General features: G+C 61.9%; 28 protein-coding genes. 12 read left to right on the forward strand and 16 right to left on the reverse strand.

Features of this window, described 5'->3' with window-relative positions:
* Window positions 1–33: 33 nt before the first annotated feature.
* Both FHX03_RS30280 and FHX03_RS30285 read right to left on the reverse strand, forming a co-directional pair.
* A complete protein-coding gene (locus FHX03_RS30280) occupies window positions 34–480 on the reverse strand; it encodes a GNAT family N-acetyltransferase (RefSeq protein WP_183856772.1) in 447 nt (148 codons plus the stop codon).
* Window positions 481–550: 70 nt separating this feature from the next.
* Window positions 551–1,762, reverse strand: a complete 1,212-nt coding sequence (locus tag FHX03_RS30285; RefSeq protein WP_088396493.1) for an NADP-dependent isocitrate dehydrogenase — start codon at window positions 1,760–1,762, stop codon at window positions 551–553.
* Window positions 1,763–1,950: 188 nt separating this feature from the next.
* Here FHX03_RS30285 and FHX03_RS30290 point away from each other — a divergent pair, with 188 nt between their 5' ends.
* The 10 genes from FHX03_RS30290 to FHX03_RS30335 all read left to right on the forward strand — a co-directional run bounded on the left by FHX03_RS30290 (window position 1,951) and on the right by FHX03_RS30335 (window position 12,382).
* Entirely contained in the window at window positions 1,951–2,481 is a 531-nt protein-coding gene (locus FHX03_RS30290) for a hypothetical protein (protein ID WP_088396492.1), read from the forward strand.
* Window positions 2,482–2,576: 95 nt separating this feature from the next.
* Complete coding sequence (locus tag FHX03_RS30295; RefSeq protein ID WP_183856827.1) at window positions 2,577–4,613, forward strand: FUSC family protein; 2,037 nt, start codon at window positions 2,577–2,579, stop codon at window positions 4,611–4,613.
* Between the two features lie 4 nt (window positions 4,614–4,617).
* The gene (locus tag FHX03_RS30300) at window positions 4,618–5,448 is read left to right on the forward strand and encodes an RNA methyltransferase (protein WP_097628591.1); all 831 of its coding nucleotides are present in this window, start codon (window positions 4,618–4,620) and stop codon (window positions 5,446–5,448) included.
* The gene (murI, locus tag FHX03_RS30305) at window positions 5,429–6,229 is read left to right on the forward strand and encodes a glutamate racemase (protein ID WP_097628592.1); all 801 of its coding nucleotides are present in this window, start codon (window positions 5,429–5,431) and stop codon (window positions 6,227–6,229) included. Before FHX03_RS30300 ends, murI begins: the two co-directional genes overlap by 20 nt.
* A gap of 127 nt (window positions 6,230–6,356) precedes the next feature.
* Window positions 6,357–7,868: an ATP-binding protein gene (locus FHX03_RS30310; RefSeq protein WP_097628593.1), complete on the forward strand. Its 1,512-nt coding sequence runs from the start codon at window positions 6,357–6,359 to the stop codon at window positions 7,866–7,868.
* Window positions 7,869–8,093: 225 nt separating this feature from the next.
* Complete coding sequence (gene rpsD, locus FHX03_RS30315) at window positions 8,094–8,711, forward strand: 30S ribosomal protein S4 (protein ID WP_004676212.1); 618 nt, start codon at window positions 8,094–8,096, stop codon at window positions 8,709–8,711.
* A 72-nt stretch (window positions 8,712–8,783) separates the two neighbouring features.
* On the forward strand, window positions 8,784–9,713 hold the full coding sequence (locus FHX03_RS30320; protein WP_097628594.1) for a glutaminase: 930 nt from the start codon (window positions 8,784–8,786) through the stop codon (window positions 9,711–9,713).
* A gap of 57 nt (window positions 9,714–9,770) precedes the next feature.
* On the forward strand, window positions 9,771–10,643 hold the full coding sequence (gene ttcA / locus FHX03_RS30325) for a tRNA 2-thiocytidine(32) synthetase TtcA (RefSeq protein ID WP_097628595.1): 873 nt from the start codon (window positions 9,771–9,773) through the stop codon (window positions 10,641–10,643).
* A gap of 46 nt (window positions 10,644–10,689) precedes the next feature.
* Window positions 10,690–11,517, forward strand: a complete 828-nt coding sequence (locus FHX03_RS30330; RefSeq protein WP_183856773.1) for an inositol monophosphatase family protein — start codon at window positions 10,690–10,692, stop codon at window positions 11,515–11,517.
* 40 nt (window positions 11,518–11,557) lie between these two features.
* Window positions 11,558–12,382 (forward strand): inositol monophosphatase family protein, encoded by an 825-nt coding sequence (locus FHX03_RS30335; protein ID WP_183856774.1) that lies wholly within the window; start codon window positions 11,558–11,560, stop codon window positions 12,380–12,382.
* 94 nt (window positions 12,383–12,476) lie between these two features.
* Here the strand turns inward: FHX03_RS30335 and FHX03_RS30340 are convergent, their stop codons facing one another.
* The 6 genes from FHX03_RS30340 to FHX03_RS30365 all read right to left on the reverse strand — a co-directional run bounded on the left by FHX03_RS30340 (window position 12,477) and on the right by FHX03_RS30365 (window position 17,371).
* On the reverse strand, window positions 12,477–12,953 hold the full coding sequence (locus FHX03_RS30340; protein ID WP_183856829.1) for a GNAT family N-acetyltransferase: 477 nt from the start codon (window positions 12,951–12,953) through the stop codon (window positions 12,477–12,479).
* Between the two features lie 40 nt (window positions 12,954–12,993).
* Window positions 12,994–14,274, reverse strand: coding sequence for a multidrug effflux MFS transporter (locus tag FHX03_RS30345; protein ID WP_183856776.1), 1,281 nt, complete (start codon window positions 14,272–14,274; stop codon window positions 12,994–12,996).
* A gap of 35 nt (window positions 14,275–14,309) precedes the next feature.
* A complete protein-coding gene (locus tag FHX03_RS30350; protein WP_183856778.1) occupies window positions 14,310–15,515 on the reverse strand; it encodes a multidrug effflux MFS transporter in 1,206 nt (401 codons plus the stop codon).
* Between the two features lie 138 nt (window positions 15,516–15,653).
* Window positions 15,654–15,989 carry a Grx4 family monothiol glutaredoxin gene (grxD, locus tag FHX03_RS30355; RefSeq protein WP_003586231.1) on the reverse strand — a complete coding sequence of 112 codons (336 nt, stop codon included), beginning with the start codon at window positions 15,987–15,989 and terminating at the stop codon, window positions 15,654–15,656.
* Between the two features lie 143 nt (window positions 15,990–16,132).
* On the reverse strand, window positions 16,133–16,954 hold the full coding sequence (locus FHX03_RS30360) for a c-type cytochrome (RefSeq protein WP_183856779.1): 822 nt from the start codon (window positions 16,952–16,954) through the stop codon (window positions 16,133–16,135).
* 165 nt (window positions 16,955–17,119) lie between these two features.
* Window positions 17,120–17,371, reverse strand: a complete 252-nt coding sequence (locus tag FHX03_RS30365) for a hypothetical protein (protein WP_183856780.1) — start codon at window positions 17,369–17,371, stop codon at window positions 17,120–17,122.
* A gap of 164 nt (window positions 17,372–17,535) precedes the next feature.
* On the opposite strand from FHX03_RS30365, the gene FHX03_RS30370 reads away from it, so the two are divergent.
* Window positions 17,536–18,738, forward strand: coding sequence for a hypothetical protein (locus FHX03_RS30370; protein ID WP_183856781.1), 1,203 nt, complete (start codon window positions 17,536–17,538; stop codon window positions 18,736–18,738).
* Between the two features lie 393 nt (window positions 18,739–19,131).
* Here the strand turns inward: FHX03_RS30370 and FHX03_RS30375 are convergent, their stop codons facing one another.
* From FHX03_RS30375 to FHX03_RS30390, 4 genes are all read right to left on the reverse strand, one after another.
* Entirely contained in the window at window positions 19,132–19,365 is a 234-nt protein-coding gene (locus FHX03_RS30375; protein WP_004676237.1) for a BolA/IbaG family iron-sulfur metabolism protein, read from the reverse strand.
* A gap of 19 nt (window positions 19,366–19,384) precedes the next feature.
* Window positions 19,385–21,616, reverse strand: coding sequence for a phosphoribosylformylglycinamidine synthase subunit PurL (gene purL / locus FHX03_RS30380; protein ID WP_183856782.1), 2,232 nt, complete (start codon window positions 21,614–21,616; stop codon window positions 19,385–19,387).
* A 169-nt stretch (window positions 21,617–21,785) separates the two neighbouring features.
* Complete coding sequence (locus FHX03_RS30385; RefSeq protein WP_183856783.1) at window positions 21,786–22,364, reverse strand: acyloxyacyl hydrolase; 579 nt, start codon at window positions 22,362–22,364, stop codon at window positions 21,786–21,788.
* Window positions 22,365–22,486: 122 nt separating this feature from the next.
* The gene (locus FHX03_RS30390; protein ID WP_097628605.1) at window positions 22,487–23,905 is read right to left on the reverse strand and encodes a PLP-dependent aminotransferase family protein; all 1,419 of its coding nucleotides are present in this window, start codon (window positions 23,903–23,905) and stop codon (window positions 22,487–22,489) included.
* A gap of 81 nt (window positions 23,906–23,986) precedes the next feature.
* Between FHX03_RS30390 and FHX03_RS30395 the strand changes: the two genes are divergently transcribed.
* Window positions 23,987–24,244 carry a DUF1127 domain-containing protein gene (locus FHX03_RS30395; protein ID WP_097628606.1) on the forward strand — a complete coding sequence of 86 codons (258 nt, stop codon included), beginning with the start codon at window positions 23,987–23,989 and terminating at the stop codon, window positions 24,242–24,244.
* Between the two features lie 24 nt (window positions 24,245–24,268).
* On the opposite strand, the gene FHX03_RS30400 is transcribed toward FHX03_RS30395, so the two are convergent.
* The 4 genes from FHX03_RS30400 to purS are packed head-to-tail and all read right to left on the reverse strand — an operon-like array spanning window position 24,269 to window position 26,208.
* Complete coding sequence (locus FHX03_RS30400) at window positions 24,269–24,667, reverse strand: hypothetical protein (RefSeq protein WP_183856784.1); 399 nt, start codon at window positions 24,665–24,667, stop codon at window positions 24,269–24,271.
* A gap of 31 nt (window positions 24,668–24,698) precedes the next feature.
* The gene (gene purQ, locus FHX03_RS30405; RefSeq protein WP_183856786.1) at window positions 24,699–25,370 is read right to left on the reverse strand and encodes a phosphoribosylformylglycinamidine synthase subunit PurQ; all 672 of its coding nucleotides are present in this window, start codon (window positions 25,368–25,370) and stop codon (window positions 24,699–24,701) included.
* Window positions 25,367–25,921, reverse strand: coding sequence for an RNA 2'-phosphotransferase (locus FHX03_RS30410; RefSeq protein WP_183856788.1), 555 nt, complete (start codon window positions 25,919–25,921; stop codon window positions 25,367–25,369). The genes purQ and FHX03_RS30410 overlap by 4 nt, the downstream gene beginning before the upstream one ends.
* Before the next feature lie 44 nt (window positions 25,922–25,965).
* Entirely contained in the window at window positions 25,966–26,208 is a 243-nt protein-coding gene (purS, locus tag FHX03_RS30415; RefSeq protein WP_003568928.1) for a phosphoribosylformylglycinamidine synthase subunit PurS, read from the reverse strand.
* Window positions 26,209–26,217 lie beyond the last annotated feature (9 nt).

The raw sequence follows: 26,217 nt of genomic DNA on the forward strand, positions 1-26,217 counted from the left end.
AGCGCGGGGAGGTCTTTGTGCAACCCCCGATCTTCAAAGAGCCTTGCGGTACTGGATGAAGCCTGAGCGCTCGGCGATCTTGTCGTAGAGCCGCCTCGCCGTGGCATTCGTTTCATGCGTCATCCAATAAAGCCTGCCTGCGCCGTTTTGACGGGCAAGATCGGCGACCGCATCGATCAGCGCGGCGCCGGTACCGAGCCCGCGCTGGCTGTTTTCGACATAGAGATCCTGCAGGTAGCACGTCCATTGCGGCAGCCAGCAGGAGCGGTGAAAGATGGCATGGACGATGCCGACGAGGCGGCCGTCTCCATCGAAGGCGCCGAGCGCATGCATCGGTTCGCTGGCATCGTGGAAGCGGCCCCAGGTGAGATCGGTGGTTTCGGGTGGGATGACCACTTCGTAGAAGCGCTGATACGCCTCCCACAGGGTTTCCCAAGCGGCGCGGTCGGATGGTTCCAGCGGGCGTACGGTCGCCGTCATCAGCTGTTCTCCCAAAATGAAAACGGCGGGGAAATCCCCGCCGTTTCGATGCTATCCCGAAAGAGGAGGCTTACGCCATCGCCTTCTGCAGGTTCTGGTCGATCTTGTCGAGGAAGGCGGTGGTCGACAGCCACGGCTGGTCGGGGCCGATCAAGAGCGCCAGGTCCTTGGTCATGAAGCCGGATTCGACGGTATCGACGCAGACCTTTTCGAGCGTCGAAGCGAAGCGGCCAAGCTCGGCGTTGTCGTCGAGCTTGGCGCGATGGGCGAGGCCGCGGGTCCAGGCGAAGATCGAGGCGATCGAGTTCGTCGAGGTTTCCTGGCCCTTCTGGTGCTGGCGGTAATGGCGGGTAACCGTGCCGTGGGCGGCTTCGGCTTCCACCGTCTTGCCATCCGGCGTCAGCAGCACCGAGGTCATCAGGCCGAGCGAGCCGAAGCCCTGGGCAACCGTGTCAGACTGGACGTCGCCGTCATAGTTCTTGCAGGCCCAGACATAACCGCCCGACCACTTGAGCGCCGAGGCGACCATGTCGTCGATCAGACGGTGTTCATAGGTGATGCCGGCTTCCTTGAACTGATCCTTGAATTCTGTCTCGTAGACTTCCTCGAAGATGTCCTTGAAGCGGCCGTCATAGGCTTTGAGGATGGTGTTCTTGGTCGACAGGTAGACCGGCCATTTGCGCATCAGGCCGTACATCATCGAGGCGCGGGCGAATTCGCGGATCGATTCATCGAGGTTGTACATGGCCATGGCGACGCCGGCGCCCGGCGCGTTGAAGACTTCCTTCTCGATGACGGTGCCGTCTTCGCCGACGAACTTGATCGTCAGCTTGCCCTTGCCGGGGAACTTGAAGTCGGTGGCGCGGTACTGGTCGCCGAAGGCGTGGCGGCCGACGACGATCGGCTGGGTCCAGCCGGGAACCAGGCGCGGCACGTTCTTGCAGATGATCGGCTCGCGGAAGATGACGCCGCCGAGGATGTTGCGGATCGTGCCGTTCGGGCTCTTCCACATTTCCTTGAGGTTGAATTCCTTGACGCGGGCCTCATCCGGCGTGATCGTCGCGCACTTGATGCCGACGCCGTACTTCTTGATGGCATTGGCGGCGTCGACGGTCACCTGGTCGTTGGTGGCGTCGCGGTTTTCGACGGAGAGGTCGAAATAGTCGATATCGAGGTCGAGATACGGATGGATCAGCTTATCCTTGATGAGCTGCCAGATGATGCGCGTCATTTCATCGCCGTCGAGATCGGCGACGGGATTGGCGACCTTGATCTTGTTCATGTATCTGCCTCGTTCGAGCTTGAAGGGGACAAGCGTCCCGGGTGGGTGACCTGATGAGGAGCGCTATAGCACTGTGAACCGGGAACGCAAAGCTGCAACGGGTTTCACAATGCGTTTTTGCCGGCATTGCCAAGCGCTGAAATCTGGCTAGTGTCCGCGTTGATTTGCCCGCCCCGGAACATTCGATCATGAAGACAATCGCCGTTGTTATCGCAAGCCTTATCGCCTTTTCAGGCGCCGCCCACGCGGCCGATGCCACGGCTCCCGTGAAGGAGATCATGGACGCAACCAGGAGCAACTGGGCCGACAACAATAGCGACTGGACCGACATCTTCGATGCGAGCCGGCTCGACCAACTCTACAGCAAGGACTTCATCGCAAAATATCAGGCGGCCGCGCAATTTCCCGCCGGCGACGACGACGACGGCATATCGCCCTTCGATTACGATGTCATCGTCAACGGCCAGGATGCATGCCCGCTGGAGGATCTGACGATGGCGGCTGCGCCCCCGGTCAACGGGACGACCGAGGTCACGGTGCGCTTCAAGAAATCCGCCTGCGCGGACACTCCTGACGCCAAGGACTACACAACCGTTCGCTTCGAGGTGGTCGAGGAGGCTGGCCAAGCCGTCATCGATGATATCGTCACCGAGAATATCGAAACGCAGGGCCGCGATTCCCTGAAGGCGACGATGGCGCTGATTGCCAAGGGCCAATAGGCGCGCGACAGTCGCGAGCGTCGAGATTCGATCGCGGGCGATTTGCTTCGCCCGGCATGGCATTATCTGTCGATCCTTCCGCGGCATGAGGAGGCCTGCATTTGTTTTCCGGTTTTCAGGCTCGCGACTGGCTGCTTGCCAATGATCCGGCGCTTTCGCGTCTGCGCATGGCCCTGCGGGTGACGCTGACGATCGTTTTCTCCTTTTTGGTCCTTCTTGCCATCCACATGCTCATCCTGTCGTTGCCGACCGCGGCCTTTGGCCTCGGCATTGTGCTGTCGATCGAAGGCGGCGTGGCGGTGCGCGACAAGGGCAATTCCCGCCAGTTGGTGACGCGGCTCTTCGGCTGTGTGGCAAGCCTCGCCGTCGTCGGCATTGCCGCGGGGCTCGAGGATCGCCGCTTTCTCTCCGATCTCGTCTTCCTGGTGGTGATCGCGCTCGCATCGGCGGGACGGGTGTTCGGGCCGCGCGGTTTTGCCATCGGCATGTTCGCCTTCACCTCCTATTTCATGGGCGCCTATTTCCGGCCTCCGCTTGCCGAGCTGCCTGAAGTGGCGATCGGCCCTGTCGTCGCGGTGCTCGTCGGCCATCTGGTCAGGGCGGTTCTGCTGCCCGACGATTGGCGGCGCGATCTGTTGCGTTCGCTCGAAAGCGTCAGGGGTCGGATCAACCAGATCCTCTTCAAGCTCGCCGCCATCGCCGGCGGCGCCGAGATCGGCGAAGCCGACCGGCAGGAACTGCGCCAGCTGGAAGACCGGCTGAAGGAAGTGGTGCTGATGGCGGAGACCTTCATCCCGCGCCCGCCGGCCGGTGTTTTCGACGGCGCCGCCGACCCAGCCGCCGAACTGGCGATCCGGCTTTTCGACGCTCATCTTGCCGCCGAGAGCGCGATCGTGCTGAGCTTCCAGAGCCCGCCGCCTTTTGCGCTCGTCCATGCCGTTATCGAGGGGGATACGGCGGAAGTTGCAAGATTTGAAGGGATGGCCGACGCCATCAGGGATCAGCCGCAGGGAGAAACCCTGCGGGCCCTTCTCTGGCTCGGCGAGGCGCGGCAGCAGTTGACGCAGGCGATCGGCGAGGGGCAGGCCTCCGGTTTCTCCGAGATCGACGCGATCAAGGATACGGCGCAATCCCAGGCGATCGACTTTTCTTTCGCCAATCCTCTGCTGCGTTCGGCACTGCAGATCACCATCGCGTCGGCGATCGCCATGAGCTTCGGCCTGCTCTTGTCACGCGAACGCTGGTTCTGGGCGGTGCTTGCTTCCTTCCTCGTCTTTACCAACACCAATTCGCGCGGCGACACTGCGATGAGGGCGCTGTCGCGCTCGCTCGGCACCGTGTTCGGGATTGCCATCGGCCTTGTGCTGGCAACGCTGATTTCAGGCGAGCCCGATATTGCCATTCCGGTTGCCGCCGTCTGTATCTTCCTCGCCTTCTATTTCCTGCAGGTTTCCTATGCGACGATGACCTTCTTCATCTCGATCGTGCTCTGCCTGGTCTACGGCATGACGGGCGTGCTGACGCTCGATCTGTTGAAGCTGCGCATCGGCGAGACCATGATTGGGGCTGCGGCCGGAACGGCGGTCGCCTTCATCGTCTTTCCGACACGCACGCGTGGCGCGCTCGATTCCGCGCTTGCCCGCTGGTTCCAGGCGCTGCGCGACCTGCTCGGGGCGCTTAGCGAGGGTAAGAGCGGTTTCGAGCTGATGGCGCTGTCACAGAAGATCGATGCCTGCTACCGCGACGTGACGGTGGCGGCGCGGCCGCTCGGCTCGTCGTGGTCGGTGGTGACGCGGCCGGGCCAGATCCGCCAGACGCTGGCGATCTTCCTGTCCTGCACCTATTGGGCGCGTATCCTGGCAAAGAATTATCAAGCGCCGGCCGCCGACACTCTGAAAGGGCTGATTGCGGCGGATCTGGCGCTGATCGACGATGCTGCCCCGCGCGGATCCAGCTGCTTCCTGATCAAGCGCAAGGCATCGCGGACGACAGGACGACACCTGCCGCTGTCGCGCGAGGGCGCCAGGCTCGGGCTCGAAATGATCGGTTCGGCGCTGGAAAGGCTCTATCCGCAGGCCGACGTCTTGCCGTTTGCGACGGGCGAGGCTATTGCGCGCTCGAAACAAGGATAAGACCATGGCAGGCACGAACAGCGAGCGTCAACTTCTGGCCGAGGGGCCGGCCGTCATTCTGGTCGAGCCGCAGATGGGCGAGAATATCGGCATGGTGGCGCGCGCCATGGCGAATTTCGGCTTGGCAGAACTGCGCCTCGTCAATCCGCGTGACGGCTGGCCGAACGAAAAGGCGCTGGCGACCGCCTCCAAGGCCGATCATGTGATCGCGGCAACGAAGGTCTACGACACGCTGGAGCAGGCGGTCGCCGATCTCAACTTCGTCTATGCGACGACGGCACGCGAGCGCGACGGTTATAAGCCGGTGCGCTCCCCGGTCATCGCCGCCGAGATGCTGAGGGCGAAATTCCGTGCGGGCGAGGGCACCGGCATTCTCTTCGGGCGCGAGCGCTGGGGGTTGACCAACGAGGAAGTGGCGCTGGCCGACGAGATCGTCACCTTTCCCGTCAATCCGGCCTTTGCCTCGCTGAATATCGCCCAGGCCGTGCTGCTGATGTCCTATGAATGGATGAAATCCGGCATGGAGGATATTGGCGCCGTGCCCTTCCAGGCAATCGGGCAGACACCCTCGACCAAGGAGCAGTTGTTCGGCCTGTTCGATCAGCTGGAAGAGGCGCTCGATGCGCGAGGTTATTTCCATCCTGCCGGGAAAAAGCCCAAAATGGTCGACAATCTGCGTGCAGTTCTATCCCGCCGGGCTTTCACGGAGCAGGAAATCAGCGTGTTGCGCGGCGTCATCTCATCTCTCGACCGCTTCTCGCGCAAGAGCCCGCGCGGCGGCAGGTTCCCGACACCGGCCAAGGAAACACCGCCAGATGACAGCGACGACGCGTGAGCTGAAACCTATCCTTCTCTTTGATTCCGGCATCGGCGGGCTGACCGTCTTGCGCGAGGCGCGCGTCTTGATGCCGGAGCGCGGCTTCATCTATGTCGCCGACGATGCTGGTTTTCCCTATGGCGGCTGGGAGGAACAGGCGCTGAAGGAGCGGGTTATCGGGCTCTTCGCCAAGCTGCTGGCGGATTATGACCCTGAAGTGTGCATCATCGCCTGCAATACCGCCTTCACTCTGGTCGGCGCCGACCTGCGCGCCGCCTTTCCCCAGATGACCTTTGTCGGCACCGTGCCGGCGATCAAGCCGGCGGCGGAGCGCACGCGCTCAGGTCTGGTCTCGGTGCTCGCGACGCCCGGCACGGTCAGGCGGGCCTATACGCGCGATCTCATCCAATCCTTCGCGCAGCAATGCCATGTCCGCCTCGTCGGCTCTGAGAACCTCGCGCGCATGGCCGAAGCCTATATCCGCGGCGACGCCGTCTCCGATGACGCCGTGCTTGCCGAAATCGACCAGTGTTTCGTCGAGAGGGACGGCCAGAAGACCGATATCGTCGTGCTGGCCTGCACCCATTATCCCTTCATGGCCAATCTGTTCCGGCGGATTGCCCCGTGGCCGGTCGATTGGCTCGATCCGGCCGAAGCAATCGCACGGCGCGCCCGCACGCTGGTTCCGCTGGTTGCCGATGCCGTGCATCCCGACAATTTCGACTTCGCCGTGTTTACCTCAGGCCAGCAGGATTTCGCGACGCGGCGGCTGATGCAGGGATTCGGCCTGAGGGCTTGAGGGAATTGTCCTGTGGGTTGGCAAAATCCGGCCCTGAACATCAGCAGATTCTTTGATAGACGGGGCGTTGCCGTTTCGGAAGAATGGCGTTTCGTTCATGTGAGTCTCTTCGTCGCGAGGATCGGCATTGCAAGTTGGCATCGATATGGGATTGGCGTCCGGCAGCCCGGCGACGCTCGATATCGAGGAGCTGCTGGCGACCCGTCTGCTCGTGCAGGGTAATTCCGGATCGGGGAAGTCGCATCTCTTGCGCCGTCTGCTCGAGCAATCGGCGCAATGGGTGCAGCAGGTCATCATCGATCCCGAGGGTGATTTCGTCACCCTCAGCGACAGGTTCGGCCATATCGTCGTCGACGGCGAACGCACCGAGGCGGAGTTGGCTGGTATTGCCAACCGCATTCGCCAGCATCGCGTTTCCTGCGTGCTGACGCTGGAAGGACTCGACATCGAGCAGCAGATGCGTGCCGCTGCCGCCTTCCTCAACGGCATGTTCGATGCCGACCGCGAATACTGGTATCCCGTTCTTGTCGTCGTCGATGAAGCGCAGATGTTTGCGCCGTCCGTCGGTGGCGACGTCTCGGAAGATGCGCGCAAGATGTCGCTGGGCGCGATGACCAATCTGATGTGCCGCGGCCGCAAGCGCGGGCTTGCCGGCGTCATTGCCACGCAGCGTCTCGCCAAACTCGCCAAGAACGTCGCGGCCGAGGCCTCGAACTTCCTGATGGGCCGTACCTTCCTCGATATCGACATGGCGCGCGCTGCCGACCTGCTCGGCATGGACCGGCGCCAGGCGGAGATGTTTAGAGACCTGAAGCGCGGCAATTTCGTCGCCCTCGGCCCGGCGCTGTCGCGTCGGCCGCTTCCAATCCAGATCGGCGCGGTGGAAACCTCAGCGCGCTCCTCCAGCCCGAAGCTGATGCCGCTGCCGGATGCGCCGCAGGATGTCGAGGATCTGATCTTCACGCCCGATCCGGAAGAATTCCAGCGTCCGCTCGTGCGCCGCGCGCCGCCGGCGCCGCGGCCGACCACCGATATACTGGCGGAGCTCTCACGCTCGACGCCGGCGGCGTCACCCGCATCTGTCGAGGCGAGGGCGAGCCAGATGGAGGTCTCCGCCGAGGAGCGGGAAGAGCGCCTCGCAGGCGTGCTTGCCGAAATCCTCGACGATCCCACCTCCGCCTTCCGTACCGATTCGGTACTCTACCAGGACTTTCTCGTGCGGCTGCGCATGCGCCGCGTGCCGGGACCGCCGATCGCGCTGCCGGATTTTCGACGGCGTGTGGCGATCTCCCGCTCCGGTGTCGATACCGCGACAGCGGCGACCGACGAGTGGGCGACGGCGCTGTCGCTGTCATCTGGCGTTACCGACGACCTGCAGGGTGTGTTCCTGATGCTCGCCAAGGCTGCGGCCTGCGGTGAGCCGTGCCCGTCGGACGCCCGCATCGCCCGCGCCTATGGCACCCACTCGGCGCGGCGCGCGCGGCGCCTGCTCGGTTATTTCGAGGAGCAGGGGATCGTCGTCGTCCACACGGATTTCTCCGGCAAACGCATCGTGGCATTCCCCGACATGAATTGCCAGACCGCGCCGGGCGACGCGAATGCGCCCGATACGGGTGATCAGCCGCTGGCTGCGGAATAGTGGCGCTTTCGGGCTTTGGCGCAGTTGACATTTTCATGACGGGCCTCTAAAGACCGCGCCAAGCACCGGGCAGCAATGTCCGGTGTTTCATTTGACATGTCCCGTGGATCGTTTCTGTTCGCGTAACCGGAACATCCTGTCAGATCTCGGCAGAGATCAGAGGAGGGCGTGTTTCCTTTGCGCGGTTTGGCAACAAACCGGCATAAACCTTTGAAAGGAAATACGATGAGCAAGCGCGAATCGTCCAAGTACAAAATTGACCGCCGTATGGGCGAAAACATCTGGGGCCGTCCGAAGTCCCCGGTGAACCGCCGCGAATATGGCCCGGGCCAGCACGGCCAGCGCCGCAAGGGCAAGCTTTCGGACTTCGGTGTGCAGCTGCGCGCCAAGCAGAAGCTCAAGGGCTACTACGGCGACCTGCGCGAAAAGCAGTTCCGCGCGATCTTCGCTGAAGCCGACCGCCGCAAGGGCGACACGTCTGAAAACCTGATCGGCCTGCTGGAATCGCGCCTCGACGCGATCGTCTATCGCGCCAAGTTCGTTCCGACGGTCTTTGCTGCCCGTCAGTTCGTCAACCATGGCCACGTCACCGTCAACGGCGTGCGCGTCAACATCGGTTCTTACCGCTGCAAGGCTGGCGACGTTATCGAAGTTCGCGAGAAGTCGAAGCAGCTGGTGACCGTTCTGGAAGCCGTCAGCCTCGCTGAGCGCGACGTTCCTGATTATATCGAAGTCGATCACAACAAGATGGTCGCTACTTTCGGCCGCGTCCCGACGCTCAGCGACGTTCCGTTCCCGGTCGTCATGGAACCGCATCTGGTCGTCGAATTCTATTCGCGTTAATAAGAACCAGGCGTTTTCGCTTATGGAAAAGCCGCTCTTTCGGGCGGCTTTTTTGTTATCCGGAGAGAAGCGATGGCGGATCTGCAGGCAATCCTCGATAGTATCCATACCGATATCCTGCCGCGCATCGGCGAGGGTAAGGTCGCCGACTATATTCCCGAGCTTGCCAAGGTCGATCCACGGCAGTTCGGCATGGCGATCGTCACCGTCGACGGCAAGGTCTACCGTGTCGGCGATGCGGACATTGCCTTCTCGATCCAGAGCATCTCCAAGGTCTTCATGCTGACCTTGGCGCTCGGCAAGGTCGGCGAGGGTCTTTGGAAGCGCGTCGGGCGAGAACCGTCAGGATCGGCGTTCAATTCCATCGTCCAGCTCGAGCATGAGAGCGGCATCCCGCGCAATCCCTTCATCAATGCCGGCGCGATCGCCGTCAGCGATGTCGTCATGGCCGGCCACGCGCCGCGTGAAGCGATCGGCGAATTGTTGCGCTTCGTGCGTTATCTCGCCGATGACGAATCGATCACCATCGACGACAAGGTGGCGCGTTCGGAAACGCAGACGGGATATCGGAATGTCGCGCTTGCCAACTTCATGCGCGCCTACCGCAATCTCGATCACCCGGTCGACCACGTGCTCGGCGTCTATTTTCATCAATGCGCGCTGTCGATGAGCTGCGAACAGCTGGCCCGCGCCGGGCTGTTCCTCGCAGCGCGCGGCAGCAATCCGATGACCGGCCATTCCGTCGTGTCTCCGAAGCGGGCGCGGCGCATCAATGCGCTGATGCTGACCTGCGGCCATTACGACGGCTCAGGCGATTTCGCCTATCATGTCGGCCTGCCCGGCAAGAGCGGTGTGGGCGGCGGCATCTTCGCGGTTGCGCCGGGCATTGCCTCGATCGCTGTCTGGTCGCCGGGCTTGAACAAGGTCGGCAACTCGCAGCTCGGCGCCGTAGCGCTGGAAATGCTGGCGGCGCGTACCGGCTGGTCGGTTTTCGGCGATTGACGCTGTGTTGGCGAACTCGTTTCTGCTAAGGCAGACAGACCTCGATGGGACGACGCAATGAATATCGCAGCCAATATTGCGAATGATCTGGAAAACGGCGAAGCCAACGGCAGCGTCGGCCATGCGCTGTTTGCCGATGCGCCGCACTCGGTCTCCTTCAACAAGCTGCGCAAGCGGCTGCTCAGGCAGGTGCGCCAGGCCTTCGACGATTTCGATATGCTGAAGGGACAGAAGCGCTGGCTGGTCGGCCTTTCCGGCGGCAAGGATTCCTACGGGCTGCTGGCGCTGCTGCTCGACCTGCAATGGCGCGGGCTGCTGCCGGTCGAACTCATTGCCTGCAATCTCGATCAGGGCCAGCCGAACTTTCCCAAACATGTGCTGCCGGATTATCTTACAAGCATCGGCGTGCAGCACCGCATCGAGTATCGGGATACCTATTCGATCGTGAAGGAGAAGGTGCCGGAAGGTGCGACCTATTGCTCGCTCTGTTCGCGGCTGCGGCGCGGCAATCTCTATCGCGTCGCCCGGGAAGAGGGCTGCGATGCGCTGGTGCTTGGCCACCACCGCGAGGACATTCTCGAAACCTTCTTCATGAACTTCTTCCACGGCGGACGGCTAGCCTCCATGCCGGCGAAGCTTTTGAACGATGAGGGCGACCTTATGGTGCTTCGCCCGCTTGCCTATGCTGCCGAGGACGACCTCGCTAAGTTCGCCGTTGCCATGCAGTTTCCGATCATTCCCTGCGATCTCTGCGGCTCGCAGGATGGGCTGCAGCGCAATGCAATGAAGGATATGCTTGCCGATATCGAGCGGCGCATGCCGGGGCGCAAGGACACGATGCTGCGGGCGCTTTCGCATGTGAACCCGTCGCATCTGCTCGATCCGAAACTCTTCGACTTTTCCACCCTTGGTGTCACCGATCCTTCATGAAAGTCCGGCTAAGCAGCTGGCTATTGGATGAAGCGCAGGAATTCGCATGACCATTGCAGATCAGGATATTCTCTTTCTCGGCGATTGCGTGAAGGAGGCGGCGCGCGTGGAAATCTTGCCGCGTTTCCGCAATCTCGGCACTGCCGACGTTTCGGAAAAGACCTCGGCAATCGACGTGGTGACGCAGGCGGATTTGCTCGCCGAACACAGGATTACCGCGGCGCTGAAAGAGCGCTTTCCCGCAGCCCTCGTCGTCGGCGAGGAAGCCTATGACGCCGACCGGTCCGTCGTGCCGGCCCTTGCCGATGCCGAGCTCGCCTTCGTCATCGATCCTGTGGACGGCACCTTCAATTTCGCCGCCGGACTTCCGGTCTTCGGGACGATGCTGGCGGTCACCATCAGGGGCGAGACGGTCGCCGGCATCATTCATGATCCCGTCCTTGGCGATACAGTGACGGCGATCAAGGGAGCGGGCGCCTTCCTGACGCGGCAGGACGGGCAATCGACCAGACTGAGGGTGGCGGAGCCCGCCTCCTTGAGCCAGATGGTCGGCGGCATCTCTTGGGGTCATATGGATGACCCGGATCGCTCGCGCATCGCAGCCAACATGGCGAAGATCAAAATGACCTTCGCTTTCAACTGCTCGGCCTATGAATATTGGATGGTCGCCTCCGGCAAGCTGCATTTCATCGGCCATGCGAAGCTGATGCCCTGGGATCACCTGGCTGGCGTGCTCGCACATCAGGAGGCGGGTGGCCATACGGCGAAATTCGACGGCACGCCTTATCGCCCCGGTGAGACGACGGGCGGCATCATCTCCGCACCCGACAGGGAAAGCTGGCAGCTGATCCGCCGCGAGATCATCGGCATCTGATTTAGCTCCTCACTAAGAGGCCGGACCGAAAGGATTTGACATGACTGCGACTGTCGACGTGACCGTTCTTGCCGACCTGTTGCGCCGCGCGGCGAAGACGGAAATCCTGCCGCGCTTCCGCCGACTCGGCCAGGACGAGGTGCGCGCCAAGAGCGAGGCGACCGATCTCGTCACCGAGGCCGATGAGCAGGCCGAGCGGATGATCAAGGCGGAAGCGGAGCGGCTCTGGCCGCAGGCGCTGTTCCTCGGCGAAGAATCGGTCGCAGCCGAGCCCGCATTGCTCGGCAGGCTCGCAGATGCAGATCTCGCCATCATCGTCGACCCAGTCGACGGCACGTTCAATTTCGCCGCCGGCATCCCGGCCTTCGGCGTCATGGCCTCAGTCATTTCAGGTGGCGAGACGATTGCCGGCATCATCTACGATCCGATGGGGGATGACTGGGTGATGGCGGAAAAAGGCGCCGGCGCCTGGCTGCGGCGGCCGGATGGCGAAGCACGGCGGCTGCGCGCGGCAGAGCCTGTCGCGCTCGACCAGATGGTCGGCATGGCCTCGACAGGCTACCTGCCGCAGGAGAAGCGGGCCGAGATCCTCAACAATCTCGCCAAGGTGCGTTTTCTCACCAACTACCGCTGTGCGGCCCATGAATACCGCACCCTTGCGGGCGGCCATGTGCATTACCTCATATACAACAAGCTGATGCCCTGGGATCATCTGGCCGGCACGCTGATCTCGCAGGAGGCCGGCGCCTATGTCGCGCGTTTCGACGGTTCTCCGTACCTGCCGCACCATCTCGATGGCGGGCTGCTGGTTGCGCCCGACAAGGCCTCATGGGAGCTGCTGCGCCGTGAGGTCGTTACGGTCTGAAGGCGTGCAACCGGCCGCAGGACGCTGATTTTGCTGAGGCAGCCTGCGACGGGGACTGCCGGCTTCGTTCGATGACGCGTATCGGTGCCTCACCCTATTCCGCGTAGAGCTTTTCCATAAGGAAATTCTCCAGGCTTTGCCCACGTTTCTCGACGGTTTGCCTGGCTATCACACGGAAACCCTTGCGTTCGAAAAACGGGCGGGCGGTTCTGCTGGCTTCCGTATAAATTCGCTTGAAGCCGAGCTTCAGAGCTTGCTCCTCCACCCTGCTTAAGAGGAGGCTTGCTATTCCGAGTCCCTGGAACTCAGGGTGGACGAACATCATGTCCAGACATCCGTCGCCGGTCAGATCGGAAAAGCCCACCGGCACTCCATCGATTTCCGCGACCCAGGCTGGCCTGCTTATCCTTCGCTCCGCCCAAAGACCGCGATCTTCGACCTTTGCCCAAGCTTCGATCTGAGCAGGCGAATAGTCTTTCGACGAGACCTCCCGGATGGCGCGCAAAAAGATCTCAATCGTCGCGTCCGCGTCGCTTGGCGCGTAAGGCCTGATCAGAACCGGGTCGTTCATCGTCATGCCTTTCGCGCACTGCCTAAGATAGTTGTCACCGTCAGAAGTGGGCGGCACCCGGATCCAATTGTGGGCTATCGCCCGGGTGGGTGAAGAGCTTGCCGTTTTCAGCCCAGAGGGTGGCGCCGATCGTCACCACCCCGAACAGCGCAAAGCCGCCGAAGAGGGGCTGGACCGTGCCGTTGAACATCTGGCCGACCAGGCCGCCGAGAATGGCTCCGAATGTTGTCGAGACGAAGCCGGTGACGGCGGTGGCGGTGCCGGCGAGATTGCCCATAGGTTCAAGGCTGATGGCGGTGAAATTGGTGGCGATGACGGCAAACATCATCAGCACGATGGTGAAGATGCTGTAGGCGACGGCGAAGTCCGGTTTGGCGGCCAGCGAAATGAAGAAGCCGACAGCCGACAGCGCCGTGAAGATTAGCAAAGCGGCGTGCGAGATGCGGCGCATGCCGAATTTGCGGACGAAGAAGCCGTTAGCGAAATTGGCAACGGCGATGCCGCCGGCGGTCGCCGCAAAGGCGATCGGCAGCCAGTCGCCGAGGCCATAGACCTCGCCGAAAACCTGCTGCACCGAAATCACATAGGCGCTGATGACGCCTGTGAACATCGTGAGGCCGATCATGTAGCCGCAGGTGATGCGGTTGGTAAGCACGGTCTTGAAGCCGTCGACGACGGAACCGACCGACAGCGGCAGGCGCTCTTCCGGCGGCAGCGATTCCTTTAGCCGCAGAAGGGCCCAGACGAACAGGATGGTGGCGGTGACGCCGAGCAGGATGAAGATCCAGTGCCAGTTGGCATAAAGGATGATGAGCTGTCCGACGGAAGGGGCGACGATCGGCACGATCATGAAGACGATCATGACATAGGACATGACACGGGCCATCTCGCGGCCGCCGAAACAATCGCGGACGATGGCCATCGTGGTGATGCGCACCGCCGCACCACCCACACCCTGAACGAAACGCATGATGAGCAGCATTTCGAAGCTGCCGGTTGCTGCGGCGGCAAACATGCCGATCACGTAGCAAACCAGGCCGCCGAGCAGGATGTTGCGGCGGCCGAACGTATCCGACAGGCTGCCGAAGAATATCTGCGAAACGCCGAAGCCGAGAAAAAACACGCCGATGATCAGCTGCGCGTCATTGGTATTGGTGACGCCGAGGGAATGGCCGATATTGGGCAATGCCGGCAGCATGCTGTCGATGGCCATGGCGATGCTGGCGGTCATGATGGCGATGGTGACGACGAACTCGCCGAAACCCATGCCGATGCGACGGGAGCCCTGGTTTTCCTGGTGCGGCTTATGCGGCGGCGTCATGTGGTGAAATCCTGGATGCGGAGGAGGTCGGCCGTTCAGACGGCAGGATTCTGCTGTTGGAAGAGGCGGCCCTTTTCGGCGATCAGCACGAAGATCAGTCCGATGATCGACACGATGAAATAACCGGCGACCATCGGCAGCGCAGTGCCATCGAAAGCCTGGCCGATGCCAGCGCCGATGAGGGCGCCGCCGACCGTGCTCATGAAGCCGAGGACGGAAGAGGCGGTGCCGGCGACATGGCCGAGCGGCTCCATGGCGAGCGAGTTGAAGTTCGAGCCGATCCAGCCGAACTGGAACATCGCAAGGCCGAAGAAGGAGATGAACAGAGCGAAAGGCATCGGCTCGGAACTCGCCATCTGGACGATCAGCCAGATGGTGTTGATGGTGATGAAACCGATGAGCGAGCCGTGCGACAAGCGGCGCATGCCCAGCTTGCCGACGAAGCGTGAGTTGAAAAAGGACGACAGCGACATGAAGATCGCCACGCCGGCAAAGGCGAAGGGGAAATAGACGCCGAGATCGTAGATGCCGACATAGACCTGCTGGGCCGAATTGATAAAGCCGAACAGCGCGCCGAAGATGAAGGTACTGGCGATGGTGTAGCAAAGCGCGATGCGATTGGTCAGCACCAGCTTGAAAGCGCCGAAGATCGAGCGGGCGGTGAAGGGGCGGACATTGGTGGGATGCAGGGTTTCCGGCAGGCGAAGATAGGCCCAGACGGCGATAACGGTCGCCATGGCGGCGATGAAGAGGAAGATCAGGTGCCAGTTGCCGAAGAACATGACGATCTGGCCGGTGCCCGGTGCAATCACCGGCACGATCATGAAGACCATCATGATCAGTGACATGACTTCGGCCATCTGCCGGCCGCCATAGATGTCGCGGACAATGGAGACGGTGATGACGCGGGTTGCCGCCGAACCGACGCCCTGGACAAAGCGCAGGGCAAGCAAGCCTGCGAAGGAGGGGACGAAGACGATACTGATGGCGGAGAGAATGTAGATGACGAGACCGATCAACAGCGGCGTGCGGCGACCGAAGCGGTCAGACAGCGGGCCGTAGAACAACTGGGCGCAGCCGAAGCCGAGCAGATAGGTTGAGACAACGAACTGGCGATGATTTTCGCTCTCGACGCCGAGGCTCGCACCGATCTGCTGCAGAGCCGGCAGCATGATGTCGATCGCCAGAGAGTTGACGGCCATCAGGAAGGCAGCGAGCGCGATAAATTCTCGCTTGCCCATGGGCAAGCGGCCCGCGGACACGGCTTGTGATGAATCTGTCACAATGAATTTCCCATAAACAGGCTAAGGCGCTGCTAGCCGCAGCGCCTCGGTCTCAAGATTACAGATTTGGAAACCGGGCGGACGCCCAGTGACCGGTCAGGCGGCGCCGCGCACGGTGATGCCGTTTTCCTGGAGATGCTGCTGCAGCTCACCGGCCTGGAACATTTCCCGGACGATATCGCAGCCGCCGACAAACTCACCCTTGATGTAAAGCTGCGGGATCGTCGGCCAGTTGGAATATTCCTTGATCCCTTGGCGGATCTCCGAATCGGCGAGCACGTTGACGCCTTTGTAGTCGACACCGATATAATCGAGAATCTGCACGACCTGTCCGGAGAAACCGCACTGCGGAAACTGCGGCGTGCCCTTCATGAAGAGGACGACGTCGTTGCTCTTGATTTCGTTGTCGATGAATTCGTGAATGCCGCTCATGGGACCTGATCCTTTCAACAGGCGGGTTAAAGGCCCGCCGTTTCAATCGTTGCCTTTAGATAGCATGCGACGGCAGGAATTCCAGCCGCCCCAATCAAAAAAAGACAATTTGGTCAGACCACTCCGGCTTTGTTGCCGTCGCGTTACGGTTGCCGGGTGAGATAGGCCTGAATCTGTTCGATTTCGATATCCGTGAAATAGCGGAAATCCCATTGCGAGACCTGCGTCATCACGCCGAGATCGCGTCCTCCGACACCCTTGCCGGTCCGCAGCAGCGTCTTGAAATCCGCAGCCGAATAGGATTGCGCCAAGGGCTTCAGTGCCGGAGCGAGAAAAGCTTCGGACTGCTTTGCCGTATCGAGATTGTGACAATGACTGCAGTCGGTTCTGAAGGCATATTCACCGATATCGGCCGGGCGCGTGGCGGCGGGGGTTAGGTCGGCGGGCACCAGATCGGCCTCGAAGGGAATCTTGTCGAGCGCCAGCCCCATTCGGCCGAGCGGTCCCCATTGCGTCCCTCCCGCCACGGCGTCGGGAAGCTGTTTCAGGCTGCGCAGCCAGGCGATCAGTGCTGCCATGTCGTCGTCGGTGATATTGGCGAAATTGCCAGCCGGCATGATGACGGCGCCGGTGCCGTCCTTCTTGACGCCGTGGCGAATGAGACGCACGAGTTCTGCGTCGTTGTACATAGGCGCCAGACGGGTCAGGTTCGGCGCGACGATGCGACCGACGCCCGGCTCGTCGAGCAGGATGTAGCCGGCATCGTGATGACAGCCGCCGCACATCAGCGTGCGGGCGCGGCGTTCGGCTTCCTCAGCGGGCAGCGTCGTCTTGACGGTAAAATCCGCGGCCGCCACCTCATAGGTCCTGGAAAGGCGCATCTCCGACAAGGCGTAAATGCCGACAACGGCAATAAGACAGATCGCAACCAGCGCCGCGAGGACGATTTTTAGAATGCGTTTCATCGGTCCGGGCCCCCAAAGACCTTGTGGAGGCAGATGCGCCGCGCTCCATCGTGACAATCCGTTTGACATCGGCACAGGCGCGCCGACTTTTGTTGCCGCGGCATCGAGCCGGCGCGGGATATGAAAATCTGCAAGGTCGGCGCCGGCAAAGGCACCAACTGCCAGCTAGCTGCGGCGCTGGCGGCTGCGGCCGGCGGCGGTCCGGCGCTTGCTGACCTGTTTGCGGGCGGGCTTGCGTGTCGCCGCAGCCGTCTTGCGGGCGGTCGAGGCTGGTTTGCGCGCTGCAGCCGTCGTCGACGAACTGCGCGTCTTACGCTTCTTGCGCTTCGTCGTGGCGCGGCTGGTGGTTTTCCTCAGGATTTCCTTCAGCACGCTGTCGACGACGCCTGATATCAATTCTTTGACTAGATCGGCCACAAAACCCCTCCGTTCGTGGTGGAAACGACATGCCTGCTATTGAATTCCGGAAGAGTTCGGTTAGCAAGACGGCTTCGAGACCAGGACTGCTTTTTTGCCGATATTTGCGGCGGAGCAATCGGATCGCAGCAACATGCCGGCCATTTGGCCGGCTGGAAGGTGGAATGAAACTCATCGAGACGCGGGTCGTCGTGCATTTCCCCGGCTTCGAGCCGCTCGATGGCGCCGCCCACAGGGCGCGCTACGAGCGTTCTGCCAAACAGAGCGCTGCCGTCTGGGGCTATTCGATCGACGTGGGTGCGTCGGCGGGAAACGATCCGCTCTGTTTCGAGGTCACGACGGGCGGTGGCGACGCGGCACCCGAGGCAGCCGGCGGCGCGTCGCCTGAGGCAGGGACCGATTCCCCTGGGTGGCAGACGAAGAGCCGGATCCACATGGTCGATCACGACGTGCTGGTAGGCCGGCTGCGCAGCGGTAATACGCTGAGCCAGATCATCGTGGGGTTCCGCAGTTGCGCCCAGATCGTGCTGGACGGCGGCATGCGCGGATATTTCCGCCACGCCTGGCGCTTCGGACTGTTCTTCCTCTTTCCGTTCCTGCTGACGGCGCTGGCGATCGCGTTAACGGCGCAGATCGCCATCATGCCCTATAGTCTCGGCTTTTCGCCCTGGCACATGCTCTGGAGCGGGCCGCTCGCGCTCTGCTTCTTCATCTTCGCCTTCCTGCCGTTTTCCGAACGCTTTCACACGCTGCATCTTTTTGCCGATTGGAAAATGGCGGTTGCGCTCGGCCGCATGGACCGGGCCGATTTCAACCGCTGGCTGGAAGATCGGGCCGCTGCCGTGCGCAAGGCGCTGGCTGAGGAGGCGGAGGAATATGTGATCTCCTCGCACAGCATGGGATCGAGCGTTGCCGCCCATGTCATCGGTATATTGCTGGAAAGGGAGCCGGAGATCTTCAAGGGCAAGCGCGTGGTGTTCGCCACCCTCGGCAGCGCCATCCTGCAATGTGCGCTGCTGTCGACGGCGACGCTGCTTCGCGCCCGCGTCGGCTTGATCGCCCGCTGTCCGGAGATTTCCTGGCTCGACGTGCAGTGCCTGACGGATTCGATCAATTTCTACAAGGTGCCGGTCGTCGCCGTTGCCGGCCATGCGGATGCACCTTCGGCAAAGATGATCCAGATTCGCGTCAAGCAGATGCTGACGCGCGAGCGCTACCGCAGGATCCGCAAGGACCAGCTGCGCGTCCACCGCCAATATGTGCTGGGCCCCGATCTCAAGGCGCCCTTCGATTTTACGCTGATGACGTCGGGTCCGATGCCGGCCTTGGTGTTTGCCAGCCCAGACGCTGAGAGGATGCCAGGCTGAGGGCTGTGGTATCCGGGTAGCGAGATGCTGGGAGACACGTCGAACCTTTTCAGAAGGTAAGAGCAGTTCTCACGTGAAGTGCTCGATTTAGGGTAGGCCCGCTGCCCTGCACTCCTCATTCCTGTGCTCGTCACAGGAATCGAGTGCGCCCAAGTCCTTGGGCGCGGAAAACTCTTTCCTTCGAAACAGGTGAGTCATCCACAGCGCCGACGCGCGGTTGCTGGATTCCTGTGACGAGCACAGGAATGAGGGAAGTTGAGACAGAGCGCGCCATTAAGTCCACACGCTTTGGTGAGTTGGAATCACCGCGCGTCGGCGAAAAAGCCCGGCAGAAAGTAAGTCTTCCTGCCGGGCCGGTTCATCGCAAACTTTCAACCGACCAACGGCAGCCGGTCAATCCGGCGCCGAGGTCTGCAGCGCCAGCGCGTGCAGGACGCCGCCCATATTGCCCTTCAGCGCCTCGTAGACCATCTGGTGCTGCTGCACGCGGCTCTTGCCGCGGAAGGCTTCGGCGACGACTTCGGCGGCGTAGTGATCGCCGTCGCCCGCCAGATCGCGGATCGTCACCTTTGCACCGGGAATCCCAGCCTTGATCATGTCTTCGATATCGCCGGGTTTCATGGCCATGATCGTTACTCCTTGCGCATCATTCCGCGGCCAGTTCGCCGCAGCCTTCCATGAAATCAGGGAACCACGATTCATGGGCTTCGCGCAATTGCTGAATCGGCAGCGAGATGAGATCGCCGACGGTAAGAGCCGTCCCTCCGACCGTTCCAAGGCGGCGGAACGGAACGCCCGCACCTTCGGCATTGGCGCAGACGAAATCGGCGACATCGGCCGGGATCGTCAGCACGTAGCGCGCCTGATCCTCACCGAAGAGCAGCGCATGCGGCGCACCCTTGCCTTCGCCGAGATCGATCGCCAGACCCTTGTCCGATGCCATGACCATTTCGGCGAGCGCGACCGCAAGGCCGCCCGAGGAAATATCGTGGCAGGCGGTCGCCTGGCCGTTGCGGATGACGGAACGGACGAAATCGCCGTTGCGGCGTTCGGCAAACAGATCCACTTCGGGGGCGGGACCTTCGCGACTGTCGAGCACATCGCGCAGATAGACCGACTGGCCGAGGTGGCTGCCGTCGACGCCGATCATGATCACCTTGTCGCCGTCGTTGGCGGCGCCGATACGGGCCATCTTGCGCCAATCCGGCAGCAAGCCGACGCCTGCAATCGTCGGGGTCGGCAGGATGGCGACGCCGTTGGTCTCGTTGTAGAGCGAGACGTTGCCTGAGACGATCGGGAAATCGAGCGCCCGGCAGGCCTCGCCGATGCCCTTCACCGCCTGGACGAACTGGCCCATGATCTCGGGCTTTTCGGGATTGCCGAAATTCAGATTGTCGGTGGCGGCAAGCGGCTCGGCGCCGGTTGCGGTGATGTTGCGCCAGCATTCGGCGACCGCCTGCTTGCCGCCCTCGAAAGGATCGGCTTCGACATAACGCGGCGTCACGTCGGAGGAGAAGGCGAGCGCCTTGCTCGGATGGCCGTCGACCCGCACAACGCCGGCATCGCCGCCCGGAAGCTGCAGCGAATTGCCCTGGATCAGCGTGTCATATTGCTCATAGACCCAGCGGCGGCTCGACTGGTTGGCGGAGCCGACGAGTTGCAGCAGCGCCTGGCCGTAATCCTGAGGGGCTGCGATGAGATTTGCGGGCAACGGAGCCTGCTTGCCGGATTCGCGCCAGGGACGATCATATTCCGGCGCCTGGTCGCCGAGATCCTTGATCGGCAGGTTGGCGACTTCCTCGCCCTGATGCATGACGCGGAAGCGCAGATCATCGGTCGTCTTTCCGACGACAGCGAAATCGAGGCCCCATTTCACGAAGATCGCCTTGGCTTCCTGTTCCTTCTCCGGCTGCAGCACCATGAGCATACGCTCCTGGCTTTCCGACAGCATCATCTCATAGGCGGTCATGCGCTCTTCACGCACCGGCACCTTGTCGAGTTCGAGCAAGATGCCGAGATCGCCCTTGGCGCCCATTTCGACGGCCGAGCAGGTGAGCCCGGCCGCACCCATATCCTGGATGGCGATGACGGCGCCGGTCTGCATCAGCTCGAGGCAGGCTTCGAGCAGGCACTTTTCGGTGAAGGGGTCGCCGACCTGCACGGTCGGGCGCTTTTCTTCGATCGATTCGTCGAATTCGGCCGAGGCCATCGTCGCGCCCCCGACGCCGTCGCGGCCGGTCTTGGCGCCGAGATAGACGACCGGAAGGCCGACGCCCTTGGCTTCGGACAGGAAGATGGCGTTGGATTTGGCGATGCCGGCTGCAAAGGCGTTGACAAGGATATTGCCGTTATAGCGGGCATCGAACTCGACCTCGCCGCCGACCGTCGGCACTCCAAAGGAATTGCCGTAGCCGCCGACGCCGGAGACGACACCGGAAACGAGGTGGCGGGTCTTCGGATGATCCGGGTCGCCGAAGCGCAAGGCGTTCATCGCGGCGACCGGGCGCGCGCCCATGGTGAAGACATCGCGCAGGATGCCGCCGACGCCGGTCGCAGCCCCCTGGTATGGCTCGATATAGGAGGGGTGGTTGTGGCTCTCCATCTTGAAGACGACGCAATCGCCGTCATCGATATCGACGACGCCGGCATTTTCGCCCGGGCCCTGGATGACGCGCGGCCCTTTGGTCGGCAGCGTGCGCAGCCATTTCTTCGAGGATTTATAGGAGCAGTGCTCGTTCCACATGGCCGAGAAGATGCCGAGCTCGGTGAAGGTCGGTTCGCGGCCGATCAGATCCAGAATGCGCTGATACTCGTCCGGCTTCAGGCCATGGCCCGCAATGAGTTCCGGCGTGATCGGGATGGTGTTTGGAATGGTCATGAGCGGAAAGTCCCTGGCGCGTTTTGCGCTGTCTTTAGCGTATGTAGCGGCGGCGCGCGACAGAAAAAAGCCCGCTGTCAACACAGTGAACTGACTCCCAAAGTTGGACACCCAACTTCGGCGGTCAGTTCACAGGGCGGGCAGGTTCTTTTCACAAAGCGGCAATCGGTCAGAACTTGTAGCCGACCTGCAGTCCGGCGCGTGTCATGCCGTCGTTCGGGCCGTCGCAGAGATTGGCATGCGAGGAGTGGGCAATCTGAGCCATCACGTTCCAATGCGGGGTGAAACGGTAGCCGGCGCCTGCATATTCGTGAAAGAGGACGCGGCAGCCCAGTTCCGGGCCGTCATCATCGCCCTCGAGATCGCCGGTGTGGATGACGCCGCCGAAGCCGGCTTCGGCAAAGAGCTTCTCGTTGAAATTGACCGTCCAGGTGAAGCCTGTGAAGAATTGGCTGGCCTCGCCCGATGTGCCGATCGAGGTGCCGAGATGAACACGGGGGTGCAACAACTGCTGCTGCCAGCCGACTGAAGACTCGTAGCCGAAAGGATCGAAAAGAGCGGTGATCTCGGGAAAGACGCCGTCTTCCCTGGAATGGCCGGATTGCACCGAGGTCGAGAGCCCGAAACGCAGTTCGTCGAATATCTGCTCGCCGGCATTCGCCGAGCCTGCCGCCAAGGTGCCGGCTACCGCTGCCACTGATGCCTTACTCAAAAAACGCAACGCGATTCTTCCGAAGTCGACCCTCATTTGCTGTCCTTTGATTCGCGTCAGGCGGGAATAACAAAGAGGTAGCATGGAGGTTCGGTCGGTAAAGCACCGCGAATAGGCCCCGGCGGTTTTTCTAATTTATGACGTGTATTTGCAACACATCATATTTCACCATCATAGGCGGAGCCGCCGTTTTCCAGCAGCCGGCGCAGGATCATCAGGCCGGAGACCAGTTCCTGTTGCGACTTGGGCGACGAGAAGCCGATGCGAACGCGGTGATAGATTTTCTCGCCGCGCGCCGCCTTGAATTCGTCCTCGTCATCGACCAGCACGCCATCGCGGTAAGCGGCGTTCTTGAACGTGCCGGACATCCACGGCTCCGGCAGTTTCAGCCAGAGGAAGGGCGCGTGCGGGTGCGATTGGAAATCGAAGCCCTGCAGTTGCTCGCGGGCGAGCCCGACGCGCCGGGAGAGTTCTTCGACGCTCTGCTTGCGGATTTCGTGCGCCGTGCCGCTTTCGACAAGACGTGCGCAGGTTTCCGCCAGGATGAAGGGCAGGCCACCGGTGATCATCCTGTGCGTCACCCTGATGCGCTGGGCAAAATGCGGCGGGCAGGCGACCCAGCCGCCGCGCACGCCGGCGGCGACGGATTTCGACAGGCCGCTGACGAGGAAGGTGCGATCGGGCGCAAGCGAGGCGATGAGCGGCGTGTCATCGTCGGCCATGCCGCCGTAGAGATCGTCCTCGATCAGCCAGACGCCGTGCTTCCTGGCGATTGCAGCAATTGCCGCGCGCCGTTCATAGGGCATGATCGTCACGGTGGGATTGTGGATGGTCGGCATGAGGAAGGCGAGCTTCGGATGCTGCTGCTGGCAGAGCCGCTCGAAATCCTCCGGGATCACGCCGTCTTCATCCGAATCGACCGTCAGCGTGCGGCGGCCGAGCAGGCGGGCGCTGCGGCTGACCTGCGTGTAGGTGAGGTCCTCGAAGACGATCTTGTCGCCCGGCGCCGAGACGGCGGCGATGACGGCGACCGCGGCCGCGTGGGCGCCGAGTGTCGGCACGATGTTTTCGGCTTCCGGCGTCCAGCCGCTGCGGGCAAGCCAGCGGCGGCCCGCCTCGAACCAGTTGCCCGGAAAACTCCGGGAATAGGAGGAGATTTCGGCAAGATGCTCCTCGCCGATCTCGGAAAGGATGCCCGCTATGATCTTGCCCTGGCCGAGATCGGGAGCGGCGGTGGTGTCGAAACGGATCTTGTCTGCCGGCGCATCGCGGAGGCGGGTGCTGCCGAGCGAAACCGTCAACGGGTCGGCCTGTTCGCCGGGCGGGGTCTCCGAGCGGTTCAGCACATAGGTGCCGCGCCCGACTTCGCCGGCGACCAGGCCACGCTCATGCACCAGCGCATAGGCGCGGCCGATCGTGCCGATTGTCACCCCGATATCGTAAGCGAGATTGCGTTGCGGCGGCAATTTGCTGCCGGCGGGCAGGGCCCCGCTCGAAATAGCGGATTCAATGCTGTCGGCGAGCCGGAGATAGACCGGCCCGGAGCCGCGGGAAAGATCAGGAAGCCAATTTGTCATGGTGACAATTGCCTATATTGTCACATTGTCTCTGTCAAGATTAAGAGTCAATTCCAACGGATAACCGAGAGGATTCCTGGAATGTCTGCCTTGCCTGAGATCAAAATGCCAATTGTACCGATTGTCTCTTACGAGGATAGGAGACAAATCGTCGTTCCCGACGCACCTGCCGAGGCGACGACGCGCTTGGGTCGGGTCTGGGCGGCGGTGCTTCTCTGGCATCAGAAGCGGGAAGGCCGTCGGGCACTTAGAAACCTGACGGCGAGCGAACTCAAGGATATCGGGGTGTCGCAGTCCGATGCTGCGCGCGAAGTCGGCAAGTCGTTCTTCTGGGACTGACGGTGCGGAAAGCGATTGCCGCGATCAGCTGCAGGCCTTGCTGCCGCCGGACCAGCGATTGACGTCGGCGGCGATGCGGCCGGCGACCGGCTCCGACATCATCGGACCGAAGGCCTGGACATGCGACGGGCTTCCCTCGGCCTGCACGACGAGCAGCGGTCGGCTTTCCGGGCTGCCCTTGTGGACGAGAAGGATGCGCGGGCGGCCGGAGAAGGAATTGAGCTCCGGCGCAAGCTTATAGGCGGCAAAAGCCGGATCGCCCGACTTGAACCAGCAGGCATTGGCGCCGAGCGCCACGCGCTCCATCGTCGGCAGCGCGGCGCGGTTCGGACCCGTTGGCGCCGGCGTGGACTGGCAGGCCGCGAACATGGCTGCGAGAGCGGCAAGCAGGGCGGCATTTGCGACGGAAAGGCGAGGGCGCATCGATCTTGCTCCAGATCCGGATGAGAGGATTTCAGGCGGCAATGACATCGAGCGCCGAGGCGAACAGGCCGCGGCCATCCGAGCCGCCATGGGCGGCTTCGATCAGGTTTTCGGGATGCGGCATCATGCCGAGCACGTTGCCCTTTTCGTTCATGACGGCGGCGATGTCGTTGACCGAGCCGTTCGGGTTGGTGCCCTCGGCGTAGCGGAACACCACCTGGCCATTGCCTTCGATTGCCGCCAGCGTCGCTTCATCGGCGAAATAATTGCCGTCGTGATGGGCGACCGGGCTGCGGATGATCTGGCCCTGCGCGTAGGCGCGGGTGAAATCCGTGTCGGCATTGACGACTTCGAGCTTGATTTCGCGGCAGACGAATTTCAGCGAGGCATTGCGCATCAGCGCGCCGGGCAGCAGGCCGGCCTCGACGAGGATCTGGAAGCCGTTGCAGACGCCGAGCACCTTCACGCCTTTTTCGGCTTTGTCGATGATCGCCTGCATGACCGGCATACGGGCGGCGATCGCGCCGCAGCGCAGGTAATCGCCATAGGAAAAACCGCCGGGGATGACTATCAGGTCGACATCGGGGATCTCGGTTTCCGTCTGCCAGATCGTCACCGGCGGCTTGCCGGAAATTTTCGTCAGGGCGGCGATCATATCTCGGTCGCGGTTGAGGCCCGGAAGTTGAACGACGGCTGATTTCATGGGGTCCCCGCGTCTGGCGAAAGATATTGATTTGGAACGCTTTCGGCGAGCCATACTCCATTGTCGGAGACAAAGAAAGAATGACCCTCTGAAAACATGCGAGCCGCATCGACACGCAGGATGAGATATTCACCCTTGCGGCGCGTTGCGACGATTTTTGCGGTTTCGATGTCCGCCGACAGATGAACGTGATGACGCTGCATCTTTTTCAAGCCTTCGCGCTCGATCGAATGCCAGTTGGCGGAAGACGTGCCGTGGTAGAGAGCCGCTGGCGGTTCCACCGGGGTCAATGCGAGATCGACGTCGACGCTATGACCCTGATTGGCGCGAATTCTATTGTCGGCAAGGGTGAAGCGCTTCTTCGGATTGTTTTCGACGACGGCGATAATATCGGCGCGGGAAACGTCGTATTTCGACGTCATCGCCTTTTCGAGTTCATCCAACGATACCCAGCCCTCGGCATCGAGCGTCAAACCTGCGGCCTCAGGCGCATGACGCAAAACATAGCTCATATATTTCGAGACGTCTGTCTCCAGCTTTGCCTGCGTCATGACGCAAAATCCTCAAGGTCCGCCGGACGACGGGTCGGTGATCGTCAGTCGATCGCGATCGCGTAGTTCTCGATGACCGTGTTGGCGAGGAGCTTCTCGCACATGGCTTTTAGGTCGGCTTCGGCCTTGGCCTTGTCGGTGCTTTCCAGTTCCAGGTCGAAGACCTTGCCCTGTCTGATGTGGCCGACGCCCGAGAAGCCGAGGGCGCCGAGCGCGCCTTCGATAGCCTTGCCCTGCGGATCGAGAACGCCGTTTTTCAGCGTGACGGTGACACGAGCCTTGATCACTTTGTCTTT

It is taken from the genome of Rhizobium sp. BK456, from assembly GCF_014194045.1.
Lineage (GTDB): Bacteria > Pseudomonadota > Alphaproteobacteria > Rhizobiales > Rhizobiaceae > Rhizobium > Rhizobium redzepovicii.

Excerpts from the sequence above, each read along its gene's own strand:
- FHX03_RS30280 (WP_183856772.1), bottom strand. The coding sequence starts at position 480 with ATGACGGCGACCGTACGCCCGCTGGAACCATCCGACCGCGCCGCTTGG.
- FHX03_RS30285 (WP_088396493.1), bottom strand. The coding sequence starts at position 1,762 with ATGAACAAGATCAAGGTCGCCAATCCCGTCGCCGATCTCGACGGCGAT.
- FHX03_RS30290 (WP_088396492.1), top strand. The coding sequence starts at position 1,951 with ATGAAGACAATCGCCGTTGTTATCGCAAGCCTTATCGCCTTTTCAGGC.
- FHX03_RS30300 (WP_097628591.1), top strand. The coding sequence starts at position 4,618 with ATGGCAGGCACGAACAGCGAGCGTCAACTTCTGGCCGAGGGGCCGGCC.
- murI (WP_097628592.1), top strand. The coding sequence starts at position 5,429 with ATGACAGCGACGACGCGTGAGCTGAAACCTATCCTTCTCTTTGATTCC.
- rpsD (WP_004676212.1), top strand. The coding sequence starts at position 8,094 with ATGAGCAAGCGCGAATCGTCCAAGTACAAAATTGACCGCCGTATGGGC.
- FHX03_RS30320 (WP_097628594.1), top strand. The coding sequence starts at position 8,784 with ATGGCGGATCTGCAGGCAATCCTCGATAGTATCCATACCGATATCCTG.
- ttcA (WP_097628595.1), top strand. The coding sequence starts at position 9,771 with ATGAATATCGCAGCCAATATTGCGAATGATCTGGAAAACGGCGAAGCC.
- FHX03_RS30330 (WP_183856773.1), top strand. The coding sequence starts at position 10,690 with ATGACCATTGCAGATCAGGATATTCTCTTTCTCGGCGATTGCGTGAAG.
- FHX03_RS30335 (WP_183856774.1), top strand. The coding sequence starts at position 11,558 with ATGACTGCGACTGTCGACGTGACCGTTCTTGCCGACCTGTTGCGCCGC.
- FHX03_RS30340 (WP_183856829.1), bottom strand. The coding sequence starts at position 12,953 with ATGAACGACCCGGTTCTGATCAGGCCTTACGCGCCAAGCGACGCGGAC.
- FHX03_RS30345 (WP_183856776.1), bottom strand. The coding sequence starts at position 14,274 with ATGACGCCGCCGCATAAGCCGCACCAGGAAAACCAGGGCTCCCGTCGC.
- FHX03_RS30350 (WP_183856778.1), bottom strand. The coding sequence starts at position 15,515 with ATGGGCAAGCGAGAATTTATCGCGCTCGCTGCCTTCCTGATGGCCGTC.
- grxD (WP_003586231.1), bottom strand. The coding sequence starts at position 15,989 with ATGAGCGGCATTCACGAATTCATCGACAACGAAATCAAGAGCAACGAC.
- FHX03_RS30360 (WP_183856779.1), bottom strand. The coding sequence starts at position 16,954 with ATGAAACGCATTCTAAAAATCGTCCTCGCGGCGCTGGTTGCGATCTGT.
- FHX03_RS30370 (WP_183856781.1), top strand. The coding sequence starts at position 17,536 with ATGAAACTCATCGAGACGCGGGTCGTCGTGCATTTCCCCGGCTTCGAG.
- FHX03_RS30375 (WP_004676237.1), bottom strand. The coding sequence starts at position 19,365 with ATGGCCATGAAACCCGGCGATATCGAAGACATGATCAAGGCTGGGATT.
- purL (WP_183856782.1), bottom strand. The coding sequence starts at position 21,616 with ATGACCATTCCAAACACCATCCCGATCACGCCGGAACTCATTGCGGGC.
- FHX03_RS30385 (WP_183856783.1), bottom strand. The coding sequence starts at position 22,364 with ATGAGGGTCGACTTCGGAAGAATCGCGTTGCGTTTTTTGAGTAAGGCA.
- FHX03_RS30390 (WP_097628605.1), bottom strand. The coding sequence starts at position 23,905 with ATGACAAATTGGCTTCCTGATCTTTCCCGCGGCTCCGGGCCGGTCTAT.
- FHX03_RS30395 (WP_097628606.1), top strand. The coding sequence starts at position 23,987 with ATGTCTGCCTTGCCTGAGATCAAAATGCCAATTGTACCGATTGTCTCT.
- FHX03_RS30400 (WP_183856784.1), bottom strand. The coding sequence starts at position 24,667 with ATGCGCCCTCGCCTTTCCGTCGCAAATGCCGCCCTGCTTGCCGCTCTC.
- purQ (WP_183856786.1), bottom strand. The coding sequence starts at position 25,370 with ATGAAATCAGCCGTCGTTCAACTTCCGGGCCTCAACCGCGACCGAGAT.
- FHX03_RS30410 (WP_183856788.1), bottom strand. The coding sequence starts at position 25,921 with ATGACGCAGGCAAAGCTGGAGACAGACGTCTCGAAATATATGAGCTAT.